The organism is Haloferax sp. YSSS75 (genome assembly GCF_046764215.1).
GTDB lineage: Archaea > Halobacteriota > Halobacteria > Halobacteriales > Haloferacaceae > Haloferax.
Map to the genome: position 1 here is coordinate 65,056 of NZ_CP177208.1, position 24,794 is coordinate 89,849.

Annotated in this window: 24 protein-coding genes and 1 pseudogene; 22 read left to right on the plus strand and 3 right to left on the minus strand. The window is 62.3% G+C overall.

The window, feature by feature from the left end; genetic code table 11:
- Window positions 1-4 precede the first annotated feature (4 nt).
- Window positions 5-148 (minus strand): HVO_A0556 family zinc finger protein, encoded by a 144-nt coding sequence (locus tag ACK3R5_RS18210; RefSeq protein ID WP_411966343.1) that lies wholly within the window; start codon window positions 146-148, stop codon window positions 5-7.
- A 332-nt stretch (window positions 149-480) separates the two neighbouring features.
- On the opposite strand from ACK3R5_RS18210, the pseudogene ACK3R5_RS18215 reads away from it, so the two are divergent.
- The 10 genes and pseudogenes from ACK3R5_RS18215 to ACK3R5_RS18260 form a co-directional block, all read left to right on the plus strand.
- Window positions 481-3,201: pseudogene (locus ACK3R5_RS18215) on the plus strand (type II/IV secretion system ATPase subunit); the annotation flags it as partial.
- 12 nt (window positions 3,202-3,213) lie between these two features.
- Window positions 3,214-3,402 carry a hypothetical protein gene (locus ACK3R5_RS18220; protein WP_411969079.1) on the plus strand — a complete coding sequence of 63 codons (189 nt, stop codon included), beginning with the start codon at window positions 3,214-3,216 and terminating at the stop codon, window positions 3,400-3,402.
- On the plus strand, window positions 3,399-5,426 hold the full coding sequence (locus ACK3R5_RS18225) for a type II secretion system F family protein (protein ID WP_411969080.1): 2,028 nt from the start codon (window positions 3,399-3,401) through the stop codon (window positions 5,424-5,426). Before ACK3R5_RS18220 ends, ACK3R5_RS18225 begins: the two co-directional genes overlap by 4 nt.
- A complete protein-coding gene (locus ACK3R5_RS18230; protein ID WP_411969081.1) occupies window positions 5,427-5,906 on the plus strand; it encodes a hypothetical protein in 480 nt (159 codons plus the stop codon). It abuts the gene before it with no gap.
- Window positions 5,903-6,514 carry a hypothetical protein gene (locus ACK3R5_RS18235; RefSeq protein ID WP_411969082.1) on the plus strand — a complete coding sequence of 204 codons (612 nt, stop codon included), beginning with the start codon at window positions 5,903-5,905 and terminating at the stop codon, window positions 6,512-6,514. The genes ACK3R5_RS18230 and ACK3R5_RS18235 overlap by 4 nt, the downstream gene beginning before the upstream one ends.
- Window positions 6,502-7,482, plus strand: coding sequence for a hypothetical protein (locus ACK3R5_RS18240; protein ID WP_411969083.1), 981 nt, complete (start codon window positions 6,502-6,504; stop codon window positions 7,480-7,482). The genes ACK3R5_RS18235 and ACK3R5_RS18240 overlap by 13 nt, the downstream gene beginning before the upstream one ends.
- Window positions 7,475-7,957 carry a hypothetical protein gene (locus ACK3R5_RS18245; protein ID WP_411969084.1) on the plus strand — a complete coding sequence of 161 codons (483 nt, stop codon included), beginning with the start codon at window positions 7,475-7,477 and terminating at the stop codon, window positions 7,955-7,957. Before ACK3R5_RS18240 ends, ACK3R5_RS18245 begins: the two co-directional genes overlap by 8 nt.
- Window positions 7,950-8,624 carry a hypothetical protein gene (locus ACK3R5_RS18250; RefSeq protein ID WP_411969085.1) on the plus strand — a complete coding sequence of 225 codons (675 nt, stop codon included), beginning with the start codon at window positions 7,950-7,952 and terminating at the stop codon, window positions 8,622-8,624. The genes ACK3R5_RS18245 and ACK3R5_RS18250 overlap by 8 nt, the downstream gene beginning before the upstream one ends.
- A gap of 249 nt (window positions 8,625-8,873) precedes the next feature.
- A complete protein-coding gene (locus tag ACK3R5_RS18255) occupies window positions 8,874-9,491 on the plus strand; it encodes an RAD55 family ATPase (RefSeq protein ID WP_411966382.1) in 618 nt (205 codons plus the stop codon).
- Window positions 9,488-11,329, plus strand: coding sequence for a hypothetical protein (locus ACK3R5_RS18260; RefSeq protein ID WP_411969086.1), 1,842 nt, complete (start codon window positions 9,488-9,490; stop codon window positions 11,327-11,329). The genes ACK3R5_RS18255 and ACK3R5_RS18260 overlap by 4 nt, the downstream gene beginning before the upstream one ends.
- A 10-nt stretch (window positions 11,330-11,339) precedes the next feature.
- Here ACK3R5_RS18260 and ACK3R5_RS18265 read toward each other — a convergent pair whose 3' ends face one another.
- Window positions 11,340-12,842 carry a cobyric acid synthase gene (locus ACK3R5_RS18265; RefSeq protein ID WP_411969087.1) on the minus strand — a complete coding sequence of 501 codons (1,503 nt, stop codon included), beginning with the start codon at window positions 12,840-12,842 and terminating at the stop codon, window positions 11,340-11,342.
- A 249-nt stretch (window positions 12,843-13,091) separates the two neighbouring features.
- On the opposite strand from ACK3R5_RS18265, the gene ACK3R5_RS18270 reads away from it, so the two are divergent.
- The 9 genes from ACK3R5_RS18270 (at window position 13,092) to ACK3R5_RS18310 (ending at window position 19,843) form a co-directional block, all read left to right on the plus strand.
- The gene (locus tag ACK3R5_RS18270; protein ID WP_411969088.1) at window positions 13,092-14,708 is read left to right on the plus strand and encodes a long-chain-fatty-acid--CoA ligase; all 1,617 of its coding nucleotides are present in this window, start codon (window positions 13,092-13,094) and stop codon (window positions 14,706-14,708) included.
- 188 nt (window positions 14,709-14,896) lie between these two features.
- Window positions 14,897-15,463, plus strand: a complete 567-nt coding sequence (locus ACK3R5_RS18275) for a nitrous oxide reductase accessory protein NosL (protein WP_411969089.1) — start codon at window positions 14,897-14,899, stop codon at window positions 15,461-15,463.
- 56 nt (window positions 15,464-15,519) lie between these two features.
- Complete coding sequence (locus ACK3R5_RS18280) at window positions 15,520-15,963, plus strand: hypothetical protein (RefSeq protein ID WP_411969090.1); 444 nt, start codon at window positions 15,520-15,522, stop codon at window positions 15,961-15,963.
- Complete coding sequence (locus ACK3R5_RS18285; RefSeq protein ID WP_411969091.1) at window positions 15,948-16,409, plus strand: nitrous oxide reductase accessory protein NosL; 462 nt, start codon at window positions 15,948-15,950, stop codon at window positions 16,407-16,409. Before ACK3R5_RS18280 ends, ACK3R5_RS18285 begins: the two co-directional genes overlap by 16 nt.
- A gap of 153 nt (window positions 16,410-16,562) precedes the next feature.
- Complete coding sequence (locus ACK3R5_RS18290) at window positions 16,563-17,087, plus strand: DoxX family protein (RefSeq protein WP_411966359.1); 525 nt, start codon at window positions 16,563-16,565, stop codon at window positions 17,085-17,087.
- A 176-nt stretch (window positions 17,088-17,263) separates the two neighbouring features.
- Window positions 17,264-17,605, plus strand: coding sequence for a thioredoxin family protein (locus ACK3R5_RS18295; RefSeq protein ID WP_411966360.1), 342 nt, complete (start codon window positions 17,264-17,266; stop codon window positions 17,603-17,605).
- 88 nt (window positions 17,606-17,693) lie between these two features.
- Complete coding sequence (locus ACK3R5_RS18300) at window positions 17,694-19,043, plus strand: FAD-dependent oxidoreductase (protein WP_411969092.1); 1,350 nt, start codon at window positions 17,694-17,696, stop codon at window positions 19,041-19,043.
- Between the two features lie 194 nt (window positions 19,044-19,237).
- Window positions 19,238-19,468, plus strand: a complete 231-nt coding sequence (locus ACK3R5_RS18305; RefSeq protein ID WP_411966362.1) for an AbrB/MazE/SpoVT family DNA-binding domain-containing protein — start codon at window positions 19,238-19,240, stop codon at window positions 19,466-19,468.
- Window positions 19,469-19,843, plus strand: a complete 375-nt coding sequence (locus ACK3R5_RS18310) for a PIN domain-containing protein (RefSeq protein ID WP_411969093.1) — start codon at window positions 19,469-19,471, stop codon at window positions 19,841-19,843.
- Between the two features lie 54 nt (window positions 19,844-19,897).
- Here ACK3R5_RS18310 and ACK3R5_RS18315 read toward each other — a convergent pair whose 3' ends face one another.
- Window positions 19,898-20,824 (minus strand): DUF1028 domain-containing protein, encoded by a 927-nt coding sequence (locus tag ACK3R5_RS18315; RefSeq protein WP_411969094.1) that lies wholly within the window; start codon window positions 20,822-20,824, stop codon window positions 19,898-19,900.
- A 178-nt stretch (window positions 20,825-21,002) separates the two neighbouring features.
- On the opposite strand from ACK3R5_RS18315, the gene ACK3R5_RS18320 reads away from it, so the two are divergent.
- The 3 genes from ACK3R5_RS18320 (at window position 21,003) to ACK3R5_RS18330 (ending at window position 24,483) form a co-directional block, all read left to right on the plus strand.
- Complete coding sequence (locus tag ACK3R5_RS18320; protein ID WP_411966365.1) at window positions 21,003-21,155, plus strand: hypothetical protein; 153 nt, start codon at window positions 21,003-21,005, stop codon at window positions 21,153-21,155.
- 189 nt (window positions 21,156-21,344) lie between these two features.
- Entirely contained in the window at window positions 21,345-22,550 is a 1,206-nt protein-coding gene (locus ACK3R5_RS18325; protein ID WP_411969095.1) for an MFS transporter, read from the plus strand.
- Window positions 22,551-22,641: 91 nt separating this feature from the next.
- Window positions 22,642-24,483: an acyl-CoA dehydrogenase family protein gene (locus ACK3R5_RS18330; protein ID WP_411969096.1), complete on the plus strand. Its 1,842-nt coding sequence runs from the start codon at window positions 22,642-22,644 to the stop codon at window positions 24,481-24,483.
- Window positions 24,484-24,794 lie beyond the last annotated feature (311 nt).

A 24,794-nucleotide genomic window follows, 5' to 3' on the forward strand; every position in this document is an offset into this window, starting at 1 on the left:
GAGGCTACCAGAGCTGAATCGCGGGCGTCCCACAGTCGTCACAGACCACTGCGTCGTTCCCTTTGTACGTACTCGCGACGAGGTCGCCGTCACAGAACTCACAGTCGTCTTCGTCGAGTTTGTCGAGAAGAACCATCGATTGAGACATGCCTCACACACTCGACTCCACGGTTATGAATATTGTCGCTGTGGGAGAATTTGTCGTGACTTCGAGCGGAGGGTCTCGCGCAGTTTTGCCGGCATATATTGCCCATTCCCACATCGTTCGCTCCCAATTACCGGTAACCGACTCCCGCCGTGGCCCGGAAGGACGACCATAACCGACCGTCGCGCTCGGCGCAGTTCATGATAGTCGAGTGGTAACTATGCCTGTTCTAGATGTTTATTCTCTCAAATGGTTACTTCCGAGATTCCTGAAGAACGAACACACCCGAGGGAACAGGTGTGCGACGGCGTGCAGTCCGAAGTGGAGTCCCCGAGATGAGTCTCGACGGCAAGCCGCGGTGGGCGTCGGTGACGCCCGAAATCAACCCAGACGACGTGACGAGGGGGGTCTACACGTGGGCTGACTTCATGGCCGAATACGGGTACGCCGACGACGTGTCGGCGTTGTACGACCAGAGCGACTCGGCGTCTTCGAACGGTTTTCTCGGCCGGTTCCGCCGTTCGAACTCGCGACGGTTCGTCCCCCACGGTGACGATTGGAACGCCGTCGAGTTCGACCCGAGCGTCTACCTCGGATTCCACCCGGACGACCTGTCGTCGCGCATCCAGACCGCCGCTGGAACGGCCGCGCAGTACGCTGCAGTGCTGACGGCAGAGACAGGTCTCTCGTTCAGTTCGGAACCCCGCTACTCGTGGGAGCAGTTCAAACGCGAGTACTACTACGACCAGAACGGACTGCCACCGCGTGACACTGACGGGCGCGTCATCCCGTTCGACCCGAGTTCGTACCTCGGGTTCCCGCCTGCCGAACTCCCCTCCATGTTGGGCGAGGCGAACCGGACCGGCACGGACCTGCAGGCACTCTCCGCCCTTCGAACCGTGCAGGTCGACCCAGATATCGACGAAGACGCGTTCTTTTCGACGCCCGATGGCCGCCCGACGCTGGTCAGCAGATACGACCTCGAAAAGGCCGTTCCCGTCGAGAAGAAACCGTTCTTCGTCGAAGTCGAGCGCTACTGGGTCAACAAACCGTACGCCTTCGTCATCGTCTTCCACTCGAAGACCGAGAACGAGAAGAAGTACTACGTCGTCGAACCGCACTTAAACGAGATAGAGCACAAGGTAAAGGAGTTCATCTCTGGGAAACTCCGGACCGCCATCAAGTATTCGAGCGACGAAGTCGCCGTCGACGGTGCCCTCGACGAACGCGCGGCGACTATCGAGCGGTTGACCTACCGGATGCTCAACCGCTACGACCTCGCGACGAAGACTGCCGCGAACTCGACGCTCAGTCGGTTCAAGCGTCTCCTCGCTATCACGGCGGGCGAACCCGAGGGTCCCGTCACGACCGATGGCGTCCCGCTCGACCCGGTTCGGCCGGAACCGGTCGTCATCGAAGAGAACGCCGACACGCTGACGCCGGCACAGGTCGCGAAGATTCTGTACTTCCTCAAGCGCGACTTCATCGGGTACGGCCGCATCGACGCCATCAAACACGACATCAACGTCGAAGACATCTCGTGTGACGGTTACAACTCGCCGGTGTTCGTCTACCACAGCAGCTACGAACAGGTCATCACCAACGTCGAACACGGCAAACGCGAACTCGACAATTTCGTCATCAAACTCGCCCAGCGGTCTGGAAAAGGAATCTCGAAACGCCAACCGCAGGTGGACGCGACGCTCCCCGATGGGTCACGCGCACAACTCACCCTCGGATGGGAAGTAAGCGGTCACGGGACGAACTACACGATTCGCCAGTTCAAGGACGTCCCCTTCACGCCGGTCGATTTGATCAACTGGCACACCTTCTCGCTCGACGAGATGGCCTACCTCTGGTTGGCTATCGAGTCCAAGCGGTCGCTCATCTTCGCCGGCGGCACGGCGTCCGGGAAGACCACGTCGTTGAATGCCGTCTCGCTGTTCATCCCGTCGAACGCGAAAATCGTCTCAATCGAGGACACGCGCGAAGTGGAACTCCCGCAGCGCAACTGGGTGTCCGCCGTCACGCGCCCGTCGTTCACACAGGACGGAACGGGCGACATCGACGAGTTCGACCTGCTCGAAGCGGCACTCCGACAACGCCCCGACTACATCGTCATGGGCGAGGTTCGTGGCGAAGAAGGGAGGACGCTCTTTCAGGTCATGTCCACCGGCCACACGACGCTGACGACGTTCCACGCCGACTCGGTGGGCGAAGTCATCAAGCGGTTCACGACGGACCCAATCAACGTCTCGAAGTCGATGTTCACCGCCCTCGACCTGGTCTCCGTCCAGACGTCGACGCGCGTCCGTGGCCAGAAGGTCCGCCGGACCAAAGCGATTACAGAAATCAACCACTACGACACCGAGAAGGACGAAATCAACGTCAAAGACATCTTCCAGTGGCAGGCCGGAACCGACGAGTACGTCTCGACGGGCACGTCGAAGACGCTGGAGAAACTCATGTTCGACCTCGGGTGGGACCGCGAACGTCTCGACCGTGAACTGTTCAAGCGCAAAGTCGTCCTCGCGTACATCATCGCGAACGGCTTGAACGAGTACGCACAGGTCGCTGCGACCGTTCAGGCGTTCATCGCCGACCCGGACATGGTGCTCGCGCTCATCGCGAGCGACCGCCTCGAACGCAGTCTCGAAGACCTGCGGAAGATGGAGAGCGTCAAAATCGACATCCAACCCGAGAAGGAGGCACTCGTCCCCCGCCCGGACCCGAGCGAGGACCTCTACGCCTACACCCAAGAGATTCTCGAAGACGCGGCCGAATCGCTCTTCGCAGAGTACAGCGACTACGAGGTCACCAGCCTCGGCGACGTCTTCGCCGACGCCGTCGCACCGACGGTCATCTCGCTCGACCTGCACGATGCGGCCGAAGACGACGTGCCCGCCCTCCCCGACGCTGCGAGGGCGGACGAACCGTCGAGCACCGACGCGGAAGCGGTCGGTGACGGCGGCACCGAAGCAGACGCGGTGACGGGCAGTTCACAGGGTGACCCATCCGAATCGGGCCCGCAGGTCGACTCGGACGCCGACGGAGACGGGAGGTAAGTCATGGAGTACGTCTACGCGACCCTCCTGCTCGAATCGACCGGGACCGACCTGACCGAGGCGTCTCTGACGAGCGTCCTCGAAGCTGCCGGCATCGACGTCGACCACGAACGCGTGACTGCCGTCGTCGAGACGTTCGCAGTCGGGTCCGCCGTCGAACCGTCCACCGACGTGACGGAGGCGAGTCGATGAGCCTCGAAGCGGGGCGGGCGGACGACGACTTCGAGTTCGGCGCGCTCGACGCGTTCGGTGATTGGCTCTTACCACTCACGCGACGCGTCTTCGACACGGACAGCGAGTTCGTCGCCAAACTCGAACGCAAACTCGCGGAGTCACGGATGCCGGAGACGGTCGAACTCTACCTCTCGCGAGCGGTCGGTGTCGGGTTACTCTCCGGACTCGTGCTGTGGCTTTTCGGCATCACCGTCGGCTACGCGCTGTTCGCGACGGGCCTCGTCTCGGCGACGTCGTTTTCGGCACCCACACTCGGCATCTTCAGCATCGACGACGCGACGCGCGCATTCCTGTTGTCGCTCAAAGTGCCGTTTATCGTGTTCGCCACCGGCCTCGTCTTTGGGACGCTCGGATTCGGTGCTGCCTTCGGCGGACTGGTGACGATTCCGTTCTCTCGTTCGTCGGCACGCAAGCGCGAAATCAACCTGCTGCTCCCCGACGTCATCTCGTTCATGTACGCGCTGTCGGTCGGTGGCCTCAACCAGCTGGAGATTCTGGAGTCGGTCGCTCGGGCCGACGACACCTACGGCGAGGCGGCACGCGAGTTCCAGTCTATCGTCTGGGAGACGGAGTACTTCGACACCGACTATCGGTCGGCGATTCGCGAACAGGCGTCCGTGACGCCGAGCGAAGAGCTGAGCCAGTTCCTCGTCGATATGCTCTCTATCATCAACAGTGGTGGCGACCTGACGCGCTTCTTCGACGACAAGCGCTCGAAGCACATGCGAACCGCACGCAACGAACAGGAGATGTCGCTCGACACGCTGGAACTGTTCGGCGAGATGTACATGACGCTCTCGCTGTTCCCGCTACTCCTCATCATCATCCTCGCGGCGATGAGTCTCCTCGGGCAGGTACAAGACGTCATGCTCTATCTGACCGTCTACGGCATCCTCCCGCTTCTCGGGGTGATGTTCCTCGTGATGCTCTCGACGGTTCGCCGCGAAGACCCCGGGTCGGGCTACCTCCGCTCGGAGGACGACTCGTACTACGTCGCCCACGAACGCGAGGGGCTCACCGACGTCGGCCTCGTCGAGCGATTCGTCGGCACCTACAGCGTCTTCGACCGTATCCGCGACTACGAGGGGAGTCACGAAGCGCTCGCCATCCTGACGCGCCCGCACCACTTCTTCCGGGACCACCCGCTGTACACGCTGGCCGTCACGATTCCGGTGTCGGCCGTCGTCGTCGGCCTCGCGGTGGCGAACGGTGCCCCCGCGTCGTGGAGCGAGATTCTGGCCAACCCGGTCGGTGGGACGGTTCTCTACCTCTACGTCCCGCTCTACCTCGTCTTCACGCCGCTGGCGATATTCCACGAGTGGAACGTCCGCTCGCGGCGTGCCGTCTTGCACAACCTCTCGGACAACCTCCGAAAGCTCTCCAGTGCGAACGACACGGGGATGACGCTCCTCGAATCCATCAAGACAGTCGCCGAGACGACGCCCGGGAAACTCGCCCGCGAGTTCGAGAATATGTACGCGAAAGTCGACTACGGCATGAGTCTCGAAGAGTCGTTACTGGAGTTCAACAACCGGTATCACCTCCCGCGACTCGCCCGGACGCTCAAACTCATCATGAAGGCACAGGAGGCGTCGAACCACATCTCGTCGGTTCTCTCTGCGGCCGCACAGGCCAGCGAGAATCAAGACGACATCGAACGCGAACAGAAGACGCGCACCCGGATGCAGGTGGTCATCATCGTCATGACCTTCCTCACGCTGCTGGCGGTCATGGCCATCCTCAAGACGCAGTTCATCGACGTGATGAGCAGGCTCTCGGCCAACGCCTCGGACGCGACGGCATTCGGGTCCGGTGTCAACACGCCGTTGCTCTCGCTTTTGTTCTTCCACGCGGTGACGCTGCAAGCCATCATCTCGGGCGTCATCTGTGGCTACATTCAGGAAGCGGACGTTCGCAGCGGCCTCAAGTACGTCGTCGCGATGCTCTCTGTCTCGCTCGTCGTCTGGATGGTGGTGGCGTAGATGACTCTCGGTCCCCGTCTCGCACGGTTCGGTGGCCGACACTCGTCTGACTCGCGGGCACAGACAGGACTCGACTTCGTCGTCGGTGTCGGTCTGTTCCTGCTCGTCCTCGGTTTCCTCGTCCAGTTCGTCCCCGGGATGCTCGCGCCGTACAGTGACGACGCAGAACTGCCGACCGTCGCGGAACGTGTGGCGACACGACTGACGGACGCAGCTCTCGGTGACCCGACGTCCCCCGGTGAACTCGACCGAACCAACACGACTGCCTTCTTCGCCGGTGGGGACCCAGACCCCGAGGCAGTGGCCGCTGGCTATTCGGTGAACGTCACGGCCGACGGAAACGTCACGGGGAGTCCAACGGACCCGCTGTTCCACAGCGTCGGTGACGCCCCACCGGACGACGGCACTGTCGCAGTCGTTCGGCGCGTCGTCTCCATCGAAGGAGAGGACGTCCTCCTCACAGTGAGGGTGTGGAAATGAACGACCGTGGACAGGCGTTCACCGTCGAAGGCGTCGCCGCAGCGGTCCTGTTGCTGGGGACGCTCGTGTTCGCCCTGCAGGCGACGGGCATCACGGCACTCTCGGCGGGGACTGCTGGCGGGGCAGTCGATACCCAGCAGGCTGACCTCGCTCGCGGTGTCCTCGCCAACGCTGTCGCCTCCGAGACGCTCACACCGTCGCTCCTGTACTGGGACGATGCCTACGCCGGGGCCGATGGCAACGGCACGTACCACGGGACGGGTGACGACGGCTACTACGTCGAGGGCATCCCGACGGCGTTCGGCGACTCGCTCGACCGGACGTTAGCGGATGCTGGCTACGCCTACAACGTCAACGTCTACTACTACGACTCGGCCGACGGAGCCGTCGTCTCCAGGCCCCTCGTCGAACAGGGGACGCCCAGTGACGACGCCATCCGGGCGGTTCGCACCGTGACCCTCTACGACGACGACGTGCTCTCCGACGTGAACGAGACGGCGACCGACACGACGCTCGCCGAGGCGTCGAACTTCTACGCCTCGGACGTCTCTCCCGACAGTCCGCTCTACAACGTCGTGCAAGTGGAGGTGGTCGCGTGGCGTCTCTGAAGACGATTCGACGTGACGACCGGGGACAACTGCTCCTCGTCGGCGCGTTCATCCTCGCCATCCTCCTCGTCGCCCTCGCGGTGGTGCTCAACGCTGCCGTCTACACCGAGACGCTCGCCGCTCGCGGCAGTGACCGCGTCGACGTCTCCGACACGGTTCAGTACCGTGCCGACACCGAACGCGCACTCACCGGTCTCGTGGCGAGCGTCAACGAGAACGCCACTACGTCTCGGGACGACGCAGAGGCGACGCTCCGCGCCGGCGTCACCGACTGGGACGCCGTCAGTGCTCGACAGCAAGCGGCGACTGGACGCGCGACGTCGGTGACCGTCACCGACGTCGACGCCGTGACCACCGTCTCGCAGACGAACGACAGTCTGACGTTCACCAACGCCTCGGCGGCGTCGGATTGGACAGTCGTCGAGAACGTGACCGACACCGGGCCGTTCACGCTCTCAGTGGCCTCGACCGATACCGAGATTCCCCCCGCGAATGCGACAGACGTCGCCACCCTCGACTCACAGGCGTTCCACGTCGAAGTCACCAACAGCACGACGACGTGGCAGGTGTTCGTCTTCCGGTCGGGTCCGAACCTGACCGTCGCCGTGGCGTCTTCGGGGTCGCTCGACCCGTACACGTACGAGACCACGTACGTCGCCGGTGACCCCGTCGAACTCGACTTCACCAACGCACGTATCGATGGGACACCCGCGCCGAATCTGGCGTTCTACGAGGGCGTCTCGGGTCCGTCCTCCGTAGCCATCTCGAACGGTGCCAACGCGGCAGGGAGCTACACTCTCGTCGTCGACGGCGACGTGGTGTCCCCCGACGACTACTCCAACGACCCGGAAGCTGGTCCGACAGCGCGCGCCGTCCTCACGCGACTCGACGTAACGCTCCGCTACGAACTGGCGAATCTCCGCTACGAAGCACCGATTTCGGTCACTGCAGGGGGTAACGATGTCTGAGTCGTTCGGTCGGTTCCGCCGGTCCGACCGCGCCGTCTCCTCGACGGTCAACTACATCCAGGTGCTCGGCATCGCCACCCTGCTCATCTCGGGACTCGTCTTCGTCGCGGCCGACATCGTCACCGACCAGCACGACCGGGCGACGACGGAGGGATTGACCGTCGTCGGGACGCAACTCGCCGCGGAACTCGAAGCGACGGACGTCCTCGTTCGGTCGACTGGCGGAGACGGAACCGTCGAGCGAACCGTGGACTTGCCGACCGTCTCTGGTGGACAGTACTCGGTCGCCATCTCCGAGACGGGGGTCGCCCACGAGTACGACCTCACGCTCACGACCACCGGGTCCGGTCACTCCGTGACGATACCGTTCGTCTCTGACACACCGGTCGTTCCCACCTCCGGCCTCGACGGCGAGAGCCTCCGACTCGTCTATCAGGGTGATGGAACCCGCGAGCTAGAGGTGCGCGATGACTGACGACCGAGGTGTGAGCGAGGTGCTCTCGTTCGTCCTCGTGTTCGCTCTCGTCATCAGTACCATCGTGATAGTCTACGCGCTCGGCTACCCGGCACTACTCCACGTGCAGGACGTCGAACGCAGTAACAACGCCGAGCGAGCGATGACGGCGATTGCGGACACGACGACCGAAATCACGGTCCGCGGCGCGCCGAGTCGCGCCACCGAAGTGAAACTCTCCGAAGCGAGTCTCTCGTTCGGTGCCCCCACGACGGTGACGGTACGGAACGACACTGGTGGTGTCGTCGCCACGAGTACGTTCCGCCCGCTGGTCTACGACGGTGCCGACGGAACACGCCTCGTCTACGCTGGCGGCGGCGTCTTCCGCGAACAGGCAGACGGTGGCTTCGTCGTCGTCCGTGACCCGGAACTCGTCGTCGCAGGGTCGGACACTGTGATTCTCGTTCCCGCGACGACACCGATGGCATCGACAGACGCCATCGCCGGCCAGTCGGACGTGCTCGTCCGACTCGAACGTGGGGACGTGACGACGGTGTCCACGACTGGGAACGTCTCTGTCGACGTGACCGCAGACGCGCCCGAAGCGTGGCACGCACTCCTCGAGTCGACGCACGTCTCGGACCGGTCGTCGGTCACCGTCGTCGAGGTTCGCATCGAGTTGGAGTGATTCTCCGCACGTCGTCCCGATTTTCGTCTCTCTTCGCGTCACGTTCGATTCGTTAGGACTGTCTTACCGTGTGATATGTGCTCGTAACCGACTCTCGGCCGTTCGTGAGATTCCGTCGGGGAGTGACTAACGAAACAGGATGCACGCATAGATACTGCTGAATATGACGCGCACTTCGCCTTCGTGCCGGGTCGGCATCGGCTTGCCGACCCCTCTCACAGGCGTTCGACCGCAGAGGTGGGGTGGATGGTGACCCGACTGCCGACCGGTATCGACGTACTCGACCAGATGCTCCTCGGTGGGATTCCGACGGGGAGCGTCGTCGCACTGGTGGGTGCACCTGCAAGTCAGTCCGAACTCTTTCTGTACGAACTCGCAGGACGGCGGCCTACTCGATATCTGACGACCGAGCGGTCACGCGAAGCCGTCGAAGCCGTTCTGGACGCCCGACGAACTACGGATACCGTCTCGGTCATATCCGTCGATGCCACCGCTGCGTCGAGTGTCGAGAGTTACTTCGAGACGATTCCGAACGAGACGACGCTCATCGTCGACCCGATGGACGCACTCGAACGACTCGACCACTGGTCGTACGTCGAACTCTTGCAGCGATTGAAGTCCCGGATGGTGGAGACGGACGGCGTCGCACTCCTCCACTGCCTCGACGGACTGAACCCGCCTGACGAGCGCGACACGACGCTCTATCACGCCGACGTGGTGTTCGCGCTCTCGACGAACATCGGCGACGACGAAGTCGAAAACCGACTCGCGGTTCCGAAGTTCCGTGGCAACCGCGCACTGAACGAAACTATCAGACTCGACCTCGGTGAACGGGTCGGGGTGGACACGAGCAGGAACATCTCATGAGGCCTCCGCGCCGTTGCGGTGGGCGTCGTCTGTCGACTCGTTCGTCGTCGTCGTCGTCTCGAGTCCCGTGGCTCTACGCGTTCGTCCGGGACACCACTGCACAGTCCGAAGGCGTCGCCGTCGTGTTGATGCTCGGTATCGTCCTTCTGGGTACGATGACGGTGCTCGTCGCCGGCGGTGCCGCTATCACTGACAGTCGGCAGAACGTCCAGATTTCGAAGGCTGAACACGCCATGCGGCAACTCGACGCGGGGGCCAGTACCGTCGTCTTCGATAACGCCGACCGGTCGAGTGTCGATTTGGGCGTCGCCGCCGGTGACGGCCAACTCCGGACGACCGACGACGGGTGGATACGTGTCGAGATTCAGGACGCCGACACCGACTACGCAGACCCGACGACGCGCGTTCTCAACGTCACGCTCGGAAGCACGATATACGAGAACGGCGACACGACTGTCGCGTACCAGGGTGGTGGCGTCTGGCGAACTGACGGCGACGCGGCCACGATGGTCGCGCGCCCCGAGTTCCACTACCGAAACGGGACCCTCACCGTCCCCATCGTGAGTATCACCGAGTCGAACGACCTGTACGAGGAAGTCGAAGTTGTCGAGACTGACTCCTTCGAGCGGTGGTACCCCAACTCCACTGCCGACCGCCCGCACAGACTCTCGAACGCGAAAGTCGTCGTGACCGTCCAAAGCGACTACTACGAGGCGTGGGGGCAGTACTTCGAAGACGAGACGGATGGCATCGTGACCTACGACCACGCCCAGGAGACGGTGTCGGTGAAGTTCCTCGCGCTTCCGTCGAACTTCTCGCTGCAGAACGGTATCGTCGCGACGTCGGGAACGGGGTCGCTCACACTCGCTGGGACCGGTGCGTACACCGATAGTTACGACTCCACGATACCGGGTGGGTACACTGCTTCGAGCGGTGAGAACGGTGACATCGCGGCCGTCGGTGACGTCACCCTCAAAGGGGATTCCTCTGTCTGGGGTGACGTCTACGCTGGTGGCACGGTCACGATGACGGGAGGGCCGACGCTCAACGGCGACGCCAACGTCATCAACGAGACCAGCGACTACGCCCCTAGCGGTTCGTACACCCACAACGGGAACGTGTCCGAGATAGACGGTGTCGCGACTATCGAACCGATAGACGGATACGTTCGAAACCAGGTCGAGGCGATTCGCGTCTCCAACAACAACGTTGGTCACCCGAACATCGACGACGGAACCCACCGTCTCGTGTTGACTGCTGGACAGTCAGGGACCATCGAAGCGGGGTCGTACTATCTGAAAGACCTCACCTTGAGTGGGTCGAAACTCACGCTCGATACGTCGGGGGGTGACATCACACTCGCTGTCCGTGACTACATCCAACTGGAGAAGTCGTCGGGGAAACTCGCGGAGATGACCGTCGAGGGACCCGGCAACGTCACCATCTTTATCCTCGGTGAGTCGCCGAACCCGAACGGATACGATTTCCAGATGACACAGGGGACGTCCGTTACGGTCCCGGGCCACGAATCGCCACGTCTCCGAATCTACGGGACATCGTCGTTCGACGCCCAGATAAAGGGAGACAGTTCGCCCATCAACGTCTACTTCGTTGGCCTCATCTACGCCCCCGCCGGGGTCGATGGGTCCGGTTCGGTCAACCTCCGGCAGGCAGAGGTCTACGGTGGTGTCGTCACTGGGTCACTCTCTCTCGACCAGTACGGCGCAGTCCACTACGACGAGGCACTCGGGATGATAGACCTCCCGCGCTCACCGACCGTCTCGCGACTCGAATACCTCCACGTCGGTCACCACCAGGTGGCGATTCGAGAGGCCTGAGGTCCGGGAGTCACACTCCCAGCGAGTCGAGGACGCGTTCGAGGTCGACGTGTGTCTCGAGAAGTGCGGCGGCCCGTTCGTACGGGTCTGTCGCCGCTGCTGTTGCTTCTTCGTCCGGCCGGTCAACCCCAGCGTGTTCGTACACTGCGTCGACGAACGCCGCTCGCGGTGCCTCGTTCGCGAACAGGTCGTGGATGTAGGTGCCTGCGACGTTCCCCACGGCGGCCCCGTCGCCTGCGATTCGCTCCGCCTCGCCGACGACGCGTGTCGTTCCCTGATGTATCTCGTAGCCTTCGACGGGGCCCGATGCGCCGGCGAGTGGGCCTGCTCCCTCGAACTCGACGGTGACCGCTTCGACTCGTTTCTCCGTCGAGAACGCCGTCACCGTCGGCAAGAATCCGAGTCCATCGACTGACGTCACGTCTCGTGTGCTCTCTACGTCGGCGTTCTCGATTCGCTCTCCGAGGAGTTGATACCCTCCGCAGATGCCGACGATGGGCCCGTCGAAGGCGGCGAGTTCGGCGTCGAATCCCGCCTCGCGAACTGCGAGTAAGTCGTCGACGGTGTTCTTGCTGCCGGGGAGAACCACGCCGTCGATATCCGAGAGCGACACGTCGAGTGGGAGATACGAGACACGTACGCCCGGAACCTCGGCGAGGGGTTCGAAGTCCGTCGCGTTCGAGATGCGCGGCAACCGCGACACACCGATGGTGATGGATTGCGAGTCGGGGATGCCGTCGTTGGCACCGATAGTCGCCCGCTCGCTCGCTGCTGGGAGTGAGAGGCTGTCTTCTTCGGACAACCCGGGGTCGTCGTACGGGACGACACCGAGGACGGGGACACCGGTCCGGTCTTCGAACGCCTCCAGTCCGGATTCGAGGAGGCTCGGGTCGCCACGGAACTTCGTGATAACCGCGCCGACGACGCGCTCTCTGAGGTCCGCCGGGAGGAGTTCGAGCGTCCCGACGAGACTGGCGAAGACGCCACCGCGTTCGATATCGGCGACGAGGAGGATGTCGGCGTCCGAAAACCGCGCGGTTTCGACGTTCGCCAGGTCCCGGTCGTGGAGGTTTATCTCCGCAATCGAACCCGCACCTTCGGCAATCACGACGTCCGCGTCGGCGGCGAGTCGCTCGTAAGACGTGCGTGCGGCGTCGCGGGCGCGGTGCCAGTCGTCGGTGTAGTAGTCCCCGGCAGTGTTCACGCCGACTACCCGGCCGTGGACGACGAGTTGGGACGCACCGTCGCCGTGGGGTTTGAGCAGCACCGGGTTGTGGTCGGTCACCGGCGTGACTCTCGCTGCGCGGGCCTGGACGTACTGAGAGACGCCGATTTCGCCGAAACCGTCACCCGCCGAGACTGCGACTGCGCGGGCGTTGTTGCTCATGTTCTGTGCCTTGTACGGGGCGACGACGACGCCGCGGTTTGCGAGGAGGCGACAGAAACCCGCGGCGACGGTGCTCTTTCCCACGTGACTCGCGGTTCCGGCGACGAGGAGCGTCGGCGTCGTCATTCACCGACCCCGAGGCGCCCGCCAGTGAAAGGTGTTCAGTTCGGCGACGCCAGTCCCGACTGCCCCCGTTGTCCGGTTCACACAACTGACAGGCTACCGTCGTCCGACTCACACGGACGACCTGTCATCGTTGGCCGGTTTACGGTGGTGGCCAGCACACTCCCGTTATATTGTGGTCTTCGTATCGAGCGGTCGAAATGTTGCCGCAAGTGGTGCGTTTAGTGCGCTCGACTGCCCGGTTTTTCACGAATGAAGAAACAGTTACTCGTGACGGATTTCCTCGACAGGGCGCGAACGTATTACGGCGACTACGAAGCCATCGTCGGCGTCGACGGTGAGCGGTTTTCGTACGCCGAATTCGGGGCGCGAGTCGACCAGTTCTCTGCGGCGTTGCAGTCGCGTGGTATCGGGAAGGGGGACCGTGTGGCCGTGCTGGACCCGAACACCCACTACCACCTCGAAGCGGCCTTCGGTTCGATGCAGTGTGGTGCGATTCACGTACCACTGAACTACCGACTCACGCCGGACGACTACGAGTACCTGCTCTCCGACTCCGGGACTGACGTCGTCTACGCCGACTACGAGTTCGCGAGCAAAATCGAGGCGGTGCGCGACGACGTTCCGGCCGAAGTGTTCGTGACCAACGACCCTGCAGCGGTCGATGGTGACTGGATAGGGTTCGAGGAGTTCCTCGACGACGCGGACCCGGACGCCTACGAGCGCCCGGAGATGTCCGAAGACGAAATCATCACCATCAACTACACCTCGGGGACGACGGGCGACCCGAAGGGTGTCTGTCGGACGCACCGGACGGAATCGCTCCACGCGCAACTGGTGACGATTCACCACCACATCTCAGACGACGACGTCTACCTGTGGACGCTCCCGATGTTCCACGTCAACGGGTGGGGCCACATCTACGCCATCACTGGTCGCGGTGCGAAACACGTCTGCACGCGCGGCGTCGACGCCGAACACGTGTTCGACGCCATCACCGACGAAGACGTCTCGTTCTTCTGTTGTGCGCCGACGGTCCTCTCGATTCTGCGAGAGTACGCCGAGGAGAACGACCCTGCGTACACGGGGTCGAACCCGATTCGCGTGACTGCCGCCGGGAGCGCAGCACCGAGTGCGACGATTCGCTACACCGAAGACGAGTTCGGGTGGGAGTTCACCCAACTGTACGGTGCAACCGAGACCGGACCCCTCATCGCAACCTCCGACGCGCGCCGCTTGATTCCGGACGAAGGCGGCCTTCGGTTCTCGCTGAAGCAACGACAGGGCGTCGCCCCCCTCGGGACGGACCTTCAGGTCGTCGACGAAGACGGGAACGAGGTGCCGCGAGACGACAGCACCATCGGTGAAGTCGTCGTGCGCGGCAATCAGGTGATGGAAGAGTACTGGAACAAGCCCGAAGAGACTGACGAGGCCTTCAACGACCGCAGAGAAGGCTGGTACCACACGGGTGACCTCGCCGTCGTCAACGAAGACGGCATGATTTCCATCCAGGACCGCAAGAAAGACATCATCATCTCCGGCGGTGAGAACATCTCGTCGGTCGAACTGGAAGACACCCTGTTCGACCACGACGCAGTCGGCGACGTGGCCGTCATCCCCGCCCCCTCGGAGAAGTGGGGCGAGACGCCGAAGGCGTACGTCGTCCCGGCGAACGGCGACACCGAAAACCCCGGCGTCACCGCCGAGGAACTGACCGACTACACCCGCGAACGACTCGCCGGGTACAAAGTCGTCCGCGAGTTCGAGTTCGTCGACGACATCCCCAAGACGGCGACGGGGAAGATTCAGAAGTACGAACTCCGCAAGCGCGAGTGGGACGACGAAGACCAGATGGTCGGGCAGGGATAACCACCGCCGCGTCGAGGGGCGTCTGACTAGCGCCTCCTATCTCGATAGACGTTCGGTTCTAGAACAACACTCCATCCGGGAAACGAACTAAATTCGCGTCTATTTATATATTAGCGAAGTTATATTCTGAGGAGTGTTGTGGTGATTGAACCAATCTACTTTTCGAAGTATCTCGATTAGGCCTGCGCATGGACGACAACGCATCCGACTTCGCTCCGACGAGACGGACGTATCTGACACTCACCGGATTTGCTGCGACCACCGCCCTCGCCGGATGTCTCAGCGGCGGGGACTCGGCCGACTCGGGTGAGAACGCCGTCGAACCGGCGTCCGTCCCCGACGACGCCTCCTGTTCCGTCTGTAAGATGACGCCGGCGGAGTTCCCCGACTACAACGCCCAACTCGCCTACGACGGCCACGACCACCAGTTCTTCTGCTCGACCGGATGTCTGACCGCCTTCGCCGCTGTCCCCGAGAACTTCGACGAGGCGTTCGAGGGTGCGTCCCCGACTGGAGCGTGGGTCCACGACCACGAGTCCAAAGAACTCGTCGACGGACAGACGGCGTCGTACGTCCTCGAGATGAATCCCGACCGGGTCGACGACCCGATGATGACGAACCCCCTCGCGTTCTCGTCGCGCGAAGACGCCGCCGCGTACGTCGACCAATACGACGACCTCTCTGCGGAGGATATCGTCGCGTTCGACGACTTCGACCGGGAATTGGCAGAACAGTACCGGGCCAAGTTCTTCTGACGCGTCCGATGCGTCGGCCGTGGTTCCGTTTTCGGACCCGAAAGCCGCCGAAGCGTATGCGACACGTATCGATGGCACCGTCTGGAACTGGGAGCGCGTCGTCTCTGACCTCGCAGTCGACGAGAGAGACGGACTACGACGCGTGGGTCACCGACCGCACTGCCAGTGCAGACGACACCACCGCGTCGCTCAGACGCATGGCCGACCGCCGTATCTCTGTCGTCGTCGGCGAAGAAGCACCGACAGTCGCTGCGGCAGTCTCGCTCGCGCCACCGAACACGACGGTTCTCGTCCCCGCCGGACGTGTACGGTTCGGTGACTGCACCAATCGGCCTTTGGCGGACAGCGCGTTACTGTGTGTATGTGCTGGCACTGCGATTCGCGGGTCACTCGTCGGTCGGTGTTGTCCACGGCGGGCGCTGTCGGTGTGGCGGCAACTGCTGGCTGTCTCGGAGGAGACGGGACCGGAGGTGGCGACGCCCCAGTGCCGATTGCACTGACCGGGAGCAAGCAATGTGACGTCTGTGGGATGGTCATCGAACAACATCCCGGCCCCGTCGGACAACTCTTCTATGCCGACAACGCACCCGAAGGCCGTGACAACCCGGCGTGGTTTTGCAGTGCGTGGGAGACGTTCGCCTACGATTTCGACCGAGAGAGCGAGGGCTGGACGCTCGCTGTGGGATACCTCACAGACTACAGCGCCGTCGACTACGAACTCTTCGACGACGGTGGGGCCACGTTCATCACTGCGCACCTCGAACCCGACGCCTTCGGCAGGAAGTCCGACCTGTTCTACGTCGCCGGCACCGATATCAAGGGAGCGATGGGGAACGACCTCATCCCGTTTTCCGACTCCGGGGACGCCGACACGTTTGCCGAAGAACACGATGGAACTGTCTATCGAGAAGGCGACATCTCTCGTGACCTCGTCGCCCAACTCTGACTGTCGCGAACACGTCTGTGACGACTCGTAACACGGGACTGTCTGTCGTTCTCACGAGGCGAATATCGATGATTCCCAATTCCCTGGATTCGGAAATGATACTCAGCTTATATTCTCTCTAGGGTCTATTATCCAGTTGTAAGGTGACTTAGAATGGCTACTACCGGACAAATCGAGATGATGGGGAACCGCATGGACTTCGACTACTCGCAGGGCGTGACCGGATACGTCCTCGTGCTCGTCCGCGTCCTGACGGGTTACTGGTTCCTCAACGCGGGGATGGGTAAGTTCCTCGCACCAGAACCGTTTAGCGCTGCTGGCTGGCTGATGAACTCGAGCGGACCCATCAGCGGGTTCCTCGCGTGGGCGGGTTCCACGCCGTGGATGCTCGAATTCACGAACTTCATGATTCCGCTCGGACAGACCCTCATCGGTCTCGGCATCCTCATCGGAGCACTCACCAGACTCGCCGCCTTCTTCGGTGGCTTCCTGATGGTGTTCTTCTACCTGGGGAACGCCGACTGGGCGCACGGATACGTCAACGGTGACCTGTTCGGCTTCCTGATGTTCCTCATCATCGGCACCCTCGCCGCGGGCCGCATCCTCGGCGTCGACGCCATCATCGAGAAGATGGAGTTCGTCCAGCAACGCCCCGCCCTCAAGAACATCCTCGGCTGACGTGGGCGAAACCACCACTCCTCCCCTGCCACCACGTTGCGATGTGCGCGGAGACGAGTACCGGGTGAGACTGCGTATTCTTCTGTTGGGTTACACGAGACGCCGAGTTGTGCGGCTATAGAATTGCTTTGAGCAAACAATACTGTTAAGGTCTCCGAGTGAATACGCTTCCGTACATGTCCGAATCGGAACTGAAGACTGACGAACCGATACACATCGAATCTGTCGAGCAGTTCAAGGAAGTCGTCGGCCGGGACGGTGTCGTCTTCGTCGACTTCTACGCCGACTGGTGTGGCCCCTGTGATATGCTCGAACCCATCGTCGAGACGCTGGCGGCGGAGACGGATGCCGTCGCCGCCAAAGTAGACATCGACGAGTTCCAGCAACTCGCCGGTGCGTATCAGGTTCAGAGCGTCCCGAACGTGCTGTTCTTCGCCGACGGCGAACCGAAGAAACGCGTCGTCGGGATGCGTGGCGAAGACGTCCTTCGCTCCGTCATCGAGGACCTCTCCGCGTAATTTCACCACGACGTCGGCCCACTGATTTTCGAGGTGCTCTTGTGGAGTAAGGGCAATATATTAACGGCTCCTCCGAGAACAGAGAGGTATGGACCCGATAGTCATCGTCGGCGGTGACGCCGCAGGAATGAGTGCGGCGAGTAAGTTCAAACGAGAACATCCCGAGAGAGACGTCGTCGTCTTCGAGAAGGGCGAGTACGTCTCGTATGCGGCCTGTGGGATGCCGTACTACATCAAAGGTGCCGTCGAGGAGTTCGACGACCTGTTGCGGGTCTCTCCACAGGAGTTCGTCGAAGAGCGCAATATCGACCTTCGACTCCACCACGAAGTCGTCGGTATCGACACCGACGCTCACGAGGTGACCGTCGCGGCACCCGACGGGGAGTTCACCCAATCGTACGACCAGTTGCTCGTCGCGACGGGGGCACGGGCTATCGAACCGCCCTTCGAGGGGATGGAGTTAGACGGCGTCCACACGCTCCACAGTCTCGACAGCGCGAAGGCCGTCCACGCCGCGATGCGGACGGAGTCGCCGTCGGCAGTCGCCATCGTCGGCGGGGGGTACGTCGGTATCGAGATGGCCGAGGCGTTCGACGCCTACGACGTCGACGTCCACCTCTTCGAGATGCTCCCACACGTCCTCGACCCGTTCGGTGAGATGGTCGCTGAACACGTCGAAGACCACCTCCGAGAGGAGGGGATACAGCTCCACCTCGACACGGCAGTCGATGGCTTTACCGGCGACGGGGAGACGCTCGACGGCGTCGTCGTCGGCGACGACACCTACGACGTCGACCTCGCACTCGTCGGCGTCGGCGTGGCACCCAACGCGGAACTGGCGGACGAGGCTGGTATCGAACTCGGTGAGACCGGTGCTATCGCAACCGACGAGTTCGGGCGGACGAGCGCCGACGACGTGTTCGCCGCTGGAGACTGCGCCGAGGCACGAAACGTCGTCACGGGCGACGCGGACTACGTCCCACTCGCGCTCACTGCGAACCGGGCCGGTCGAGCAATCGGCCAGACGATGGCCGGTGAGGAGACACCGGTCGGCGACATCGCAGGGACGGCAGCGGTGAAAGCGTTCGAACTCGAAGCGGCCCGCACGGGCATCGTCGACGAAGACGACGCACGCGAGGCCGGATTCGACCCGGTGAGCGTCACTATCAAAGCGTCGTCTCGTGCCCACTACTACCCCGGCGCGAAACCGATTCACATCACGCTGGTCGGTGACCGCGAGTCGAAGCGCGTCCTCGGTGCCGCGATGGTCGGCCGTGAAGGCGTCGCCAAACGAATCGACACCGTCGCCGCCGCGTTGCACTCCGGGACGACTGTCGGCGAACTGGAGTACTTCGACCTGTCGTACGCGCCGCCGTTCAGTCCGACGTGGGACCCGGTGCTCACGGCGGCGAAAGTGCTGAACGGGAAGCTCGACTGAGCGACGCGTTGACGTTCGACTGAGCGGCGCGTCCCCGTGTTTTTGGCGCAGTCGAGTCTGTCGAACTTCACAGAAAGTGACACGGACTGCGTACCGAACAGAGAGTGAGTTCAGCAAACCCGACGGAACTGGTCGAGTGGGTATCCGAGTGAATCTGGGGAAAATTCTTGTACTCACCCACGCTATACGAGAGTATGTCCGAAGCGACGCTCGATGGCCGAGGGCGCCTGACGCTCCCAAAAGAGATTCGGGAGCGATACGGTGACCACTACCACATCGTCCAGCTTCACGACGGCATCAAGCTGATTCCAATCGAGGATGACCCGCTCGATGCCCTGCGTTCTGAGTTCGCAGACGTCGAAAAGACGGCAGCAGAACTCCGTCAAGAAGGGCGTGACGCGGCACTAGACGAGGCTGGGCGCTGAATGTACGCGGAGACAGACTTCCTTCTGGCGCTCATCAAGGACGAAGACTGGCTTGGTGACGCTGCAGAGGCGGTATACCGTGACCATCAGGACGAACTATGGACGTCTCAGTTCACACTCGTCGAACTCCTCATGGTTGCATACCGCGAAGGGCGAGATACAGAGCGAGTCGTCACAAATGCCGCTTCCCTGTTGGACGTTCGCGGTGACGTAGATACAGTCGTCGCCGCTGCGACATACGTCGAAGACCACGGGTTCACACCGTTCGATGCGCTTCACCTCGTCGAATCAGGCGGCGATACTATCGTTTCGAGCGATGAGACGTACGAGTCGTTTGCTCCACGGCTCGACCTGAAGACAGCTCGAGACGAGTGAGACGATGGGGTGGAGTCGTACACCTGATAGCGGTGTTCGACAGGCCCACGTCCCCTATTTTCGCTCCAGGCGTGAGAGGCCGTGCCAGATAGCTTCGACGAGTCGTTGTTCACCCTCACCGTCGGCGTCGCTCCACCCACGGGCGATGGCGTCTTCGAGGACCGAAAGCGAGTGATTCTCGAAGTTGTTCATCCCGCGGAACGATTCGAGCGCTTCGACTGCCGCCTCGCCGAACTCGCCGTCCGGCGCCTCCTCGTAGAATCCGAGGTCAGCGAGCGTCTCGCAGACTGCTTCCGCCGTCTCCCCGGAGAGTGAGACTATCTCGTCCGGTTCGTCGCGCTCTAGGAGCGTGATGTCGTAGAGCTGGAACACGCGTTCGAGTTCGTCTATCGGGTGTTCGTGGTCGTCGACACGGACGTCGACCCAGCGGTCGTTGCCGCCGTCGTATCCGCCGTCGGGTTTGGCGATGTACATCGCCGCCGACTGCTCACCCCGTTTGTCGCCACCGGCATCGTTTCCGGCGTGCAAGGCGGCGAGCAGGCGTTCGGGTAAGCCACCGTCCGTCGTCTCGAAGGCCTCTGCCATCGCGTCGAGGGTCGCTTCGTTTTCGAGGATGTTGCCCTGGACGGTGTACGTCGCTCCTTGCATGTCCCCGGCCACGTCGAAGCAGTCGTCGCCCGTGAAAGCCGCGACACTTCCGTCTTGGCCGACGATTCCAACCTGTCTACTCGGTGCGTCGTCGTCCGCCTCGGTCAGTCGCTCGACGACTTCGTCGGCGGTGTGACCGTCTCGAAGCAAGTCGAGGCCGTCGGGACCGTAGGCGACGTTCGCAAAACTCTGAGTGGCAATCGCACCCGCGTCGGCGCTCACGAACGGGACGACAGACCCGACGCTGATGAACTTCGATTGGACGGCGACGCCGACGGCGTTCTGGTCCGGGTCGCGGGCGACGATAGAGAACGTGGATGGACGCGGTTGCATGCGAAAAACCGTCACACTCCGTCGGGATAAGCCTTCACCTCACTGTCGTGCGGTGGTGTCTGGTGAGGTTCACCGAGTCGGCGGTGTGTTCGGATATTGCGACCCGGGAAACGACTATAGCGACGGCGACAGAATATCGAACTGACGTGATTCAGGACCACCGCGTTCGGAGCGTGCTATGAACAACGATTCGTCGTCCATCGGCCGATGTCCGGAGTGCGGGGCCGAACTCTCACCCGGACAGAAACTCATCGAATTCGAAGAGAGCGAAGGGACGACTGGCGTCTTCGCAGAGTGTTACTCCTGCGACGAAGTCGTCCGTCCCGAATAGCGACGCGACTCGTCTCAGCACTCGGAATACCGTTCGTGTCCGTCGTCGCACCGGGAGCGACAGCGTTCTCGCTCTGACCTATCGGTTCCGGTACAAAAATTTTTGTCAGCGAACAGTTTTGTCGATACCGACTGGACCGTCGTTCGTGCACTCGAACCGGAGCGGAGCGAGAGAACAGTTCGAATATCCGTGACGCAGACCCAGCGAACGCGGTGGCGGCCACCGCCGGTACTGGCGAAGTACTATCTCTACGAAGCGACGGCCACCTACGGGTTCGTCACGCCCGTGTTCACGCTCTTTTTGGTGTGGCGTGACCTGTCGTTCACGCAGATTGGGCTTCTCGGAAGCCTGACGGCCGTCGTCGTCGTCGGCGGAGAGATACCGACAGGGTACGTCAGCGACCGGTTCGGGCGTCGGGGCAGTCTCTTCTTCGGGTCTGCGCTGCTCGCGGCGTCGCTGGCCGGCTTTCTCGTCGCAGAGCGGTTCGTCGTGTTCGCCGTGTTGTACGCGCTGTGGGCACTCGGCGCCGTGTTTCGGTCGGGAACTATCGACGCGTGGCTCTACGAGACGCTCCAGACCCAATTCGACGAATCGTCGTTCACTCGCGTCCGTGGCCGTGGTGCCGCAGTCAACCAGTGGGTCAGTGCGGTGATGATGCTCTCGGCGGGCGTGTTGTACGAGTTCGACCCCCGGTTCCCGTTTGCCGCCAGTGTGGCCACCCTCGGCGTTTCGTGTGTCGTCGCGCTGTCGTTGCCAGCGGTGACGACGACCCATGACGACGGCGAGGAGAGTATCGCCGGAGCCGTTTCTGTCCTCAAAGGACACCTGACCAAGCCGCCGTTACGCTCGACGGTTCTGTATCTCGGGCTATTCTTGGGCGTCACGAGCGCGGCGAACACCTACGTCCAACCGATTTTGACAGGCCCGGTCGGATTCCCCGAGACGAGTCTCGGCCCTATCTACGCTGGCTTCACCGTCGTTATGGCCACATCGGGGTACTTCACAGACGAGATAGAAGCACGACTGACCACACGTGGGGCAATCGTTTGTATTCCCGCTGTCGTCGCCGTGTTTCTCCTCGTTCCACTCGTCGTCCCCATGGCAGCACTCCCGGCGTTCGTCCTCGTCAAATCTGCGCGAACGGTACTGCCTCCGCTCGCCAATGGTTACATCAACGACCGGATAGGGTCGACGAACCGCGCAACCGTCTTGAGCGCCGCGTCGATGCTGTACGCACTGGTGCGGACACCGCTGAAACCACTCACCGGTGTCGTCGCGGACGTGGCGACTCCCTTCGTCGCTATCGCGTCTCTCGGTGTGTTGTTCCTCCTCGGGGCGGTGCTCGTCGTCCGCTGGGAGATGCCGGTCCGTGATGCGGCATCGCCTGCCGACTGAGAGTTCGTCGACGACCATGACCGGAAAACGACTCACAATCTATTCTCAGTTCCAGAACACATTTACCGCGAATCGTGGTTCTAGATACCATATGACGGACACGCCGTTCGACTACAGTACGTACGACGAGGGACGACACGTCAACTACTGGCGTCTGGACCCGGCGTTGCGAGCGGAGGCAGAGCGCGTCTATCCCGAAAGTGAGTTCGAGTGGGCGACGAGTCGCTTAGACGAGTTCGGGGAACTCGTCGGCACCACTATCGCGGACAACGCCGACGTGATAGACGACAACGGCCCGGAACTCCACACCTACGATAGAGACGGGAACGTCCAGAACGTGGTCGAATACCACCCCGCACAGCACGAAAACGAGCGCCTCACCTACGAATCCGGCATCGTCGCGGACGCGTTCGACCCGCCGTCGGGTCGGAACGAACCGCTCGGACTCGTTCACACGCTCACGATGCAGTTGCTTCTCTCGTACGTCGACGTGGGGTTCGTCTGTCCCGTGTCGATGACTGCTGGTGCGGCGCTCGTCTTGCGGAATCACGACGCCGACGGCGAACTCGACGACTATTTCGAGGCGCTTACGAGCCGTTCGTCCGACTCCGTCATCGAGGGTGCGATGTTCCTCACCGAACAGCAGGGCGGGAGCGACGTCGGTGCTGTCGAGACAGTGGCAGAACCCGGCGAGGCGGCGGTGACAGGCGACGAGTCGCCGGAACCCGTGACCGCAGAGAGCGACGGTGGCGCGGTTCAGACCCGGACGTACGAACTCACCGGCGAGAAGTGGTTCTGCAGCAACATCGACGCCGACGGAACGCTGGCACTCGCTCGTCGCCCCGGCGCACCCGACGGCACTGCAGGCCTCTCGCTGTTTCTCGTCCCCCACCGGACGCGTGACGGTGGACTGAACGACCAACTGTATCGTCGCCTCAAAGACAAACTCGGGACGATAAGTGTCCCGACGGGCGAAGTCGAGTTCGACGGTGCGGAAGCCTATCTCGTCGGTGAACCCGAACGCGGCTTCAAGTACATGACGACGATGCTCAACTGGGAGCGAATCACCAACGCGGTGGGCGCAGTCGGCATCATGGGTCGGGCGCTCTTGGAGAGCAAAATCAAGGCGGCGAATCGCGAAGCGTTCGGGAACCCCGTCGAGGAGTATCCGCTGATGAAACGCGACCTGTTCGAGATGACCGTCGACTACGAGGCGGCGCTCGCGTTCGCGATGGAGGCCGGAAAGTGGCTGGACCGATACGAACGCAACCACGACGACGACGACGCGTTTCGGTTGATGCGAGTGCTCACACCGATTGCCAAACACCGAACCGCACGGATGGCCGTCGACACCGCCTCGTACGCCATGGAGATTCAGGGCGGTAACGGCTACGTGTCGGAGTTCGTCACCCACAGACTCTACCGAGACGCGCAGGTGCTCCCCATCTGGGAGGGGACGTCGAACATCCTCGCGCTCGACCTGTTGCGGACGTTCGAGCGCGAGTCGGCCCACGAGACGCTTCGCTCTCACGTCGAGACGCTCCTCGATTCGGCCGGAAACCCACATCTCGAACACCTCGCCGACGTGGTTAGCGAAGAACTCGAGGAACTGTCACGGGCGCTCGCGACGCTCGCAGACGCGAGTACCGAGTACGCCCAACACGAGGCCAAGCGACTCGCCGACTACGTCTTCGACGTCGTCACCGCGAGTCTCCTCGTCGCGAACGCCCAACGCGAAATCGACACCAGTAACGACGCCCGCAAAGTGGTCGTTGCCGAGTGGTTCATCGAACAGACCCTCCTCGACGCACCGTCTCGTGGTATCTCCACGGGTGAGGCACGGCCCTTGGAGTACTTCGACGCCGTGGTCAAACACGCGTCGCTCGCGCCCGAAGCGGTCAGCCACCGCCACGAGTCGCACGAAACCGAGTGAGGCCGACGAGAAGTTCGACTCCGGCGGCCGCTCGAACGTACTCTCTATCTAGTGACACTACATGTGTAGTGTGTCTCGTCACCCACTGGAAACATCTGTTGTAGATACTGACGTAAGGGGTAGTCACGTAGGCAACGTTGCGGTGGAAACACCACGGGCGGTACCCCCGAACGCCGTCCTCCCATCGCCTCTGACACTTTCTCTCCCCGCGTTCGGCCCTCCACCCGACACGATTGCTATCCTGCTCTCAGAAACTCGTATTCGACTCCAGACCGACGCTCTGTGGCTGTACGCGTTGGAATCCAGTGTAC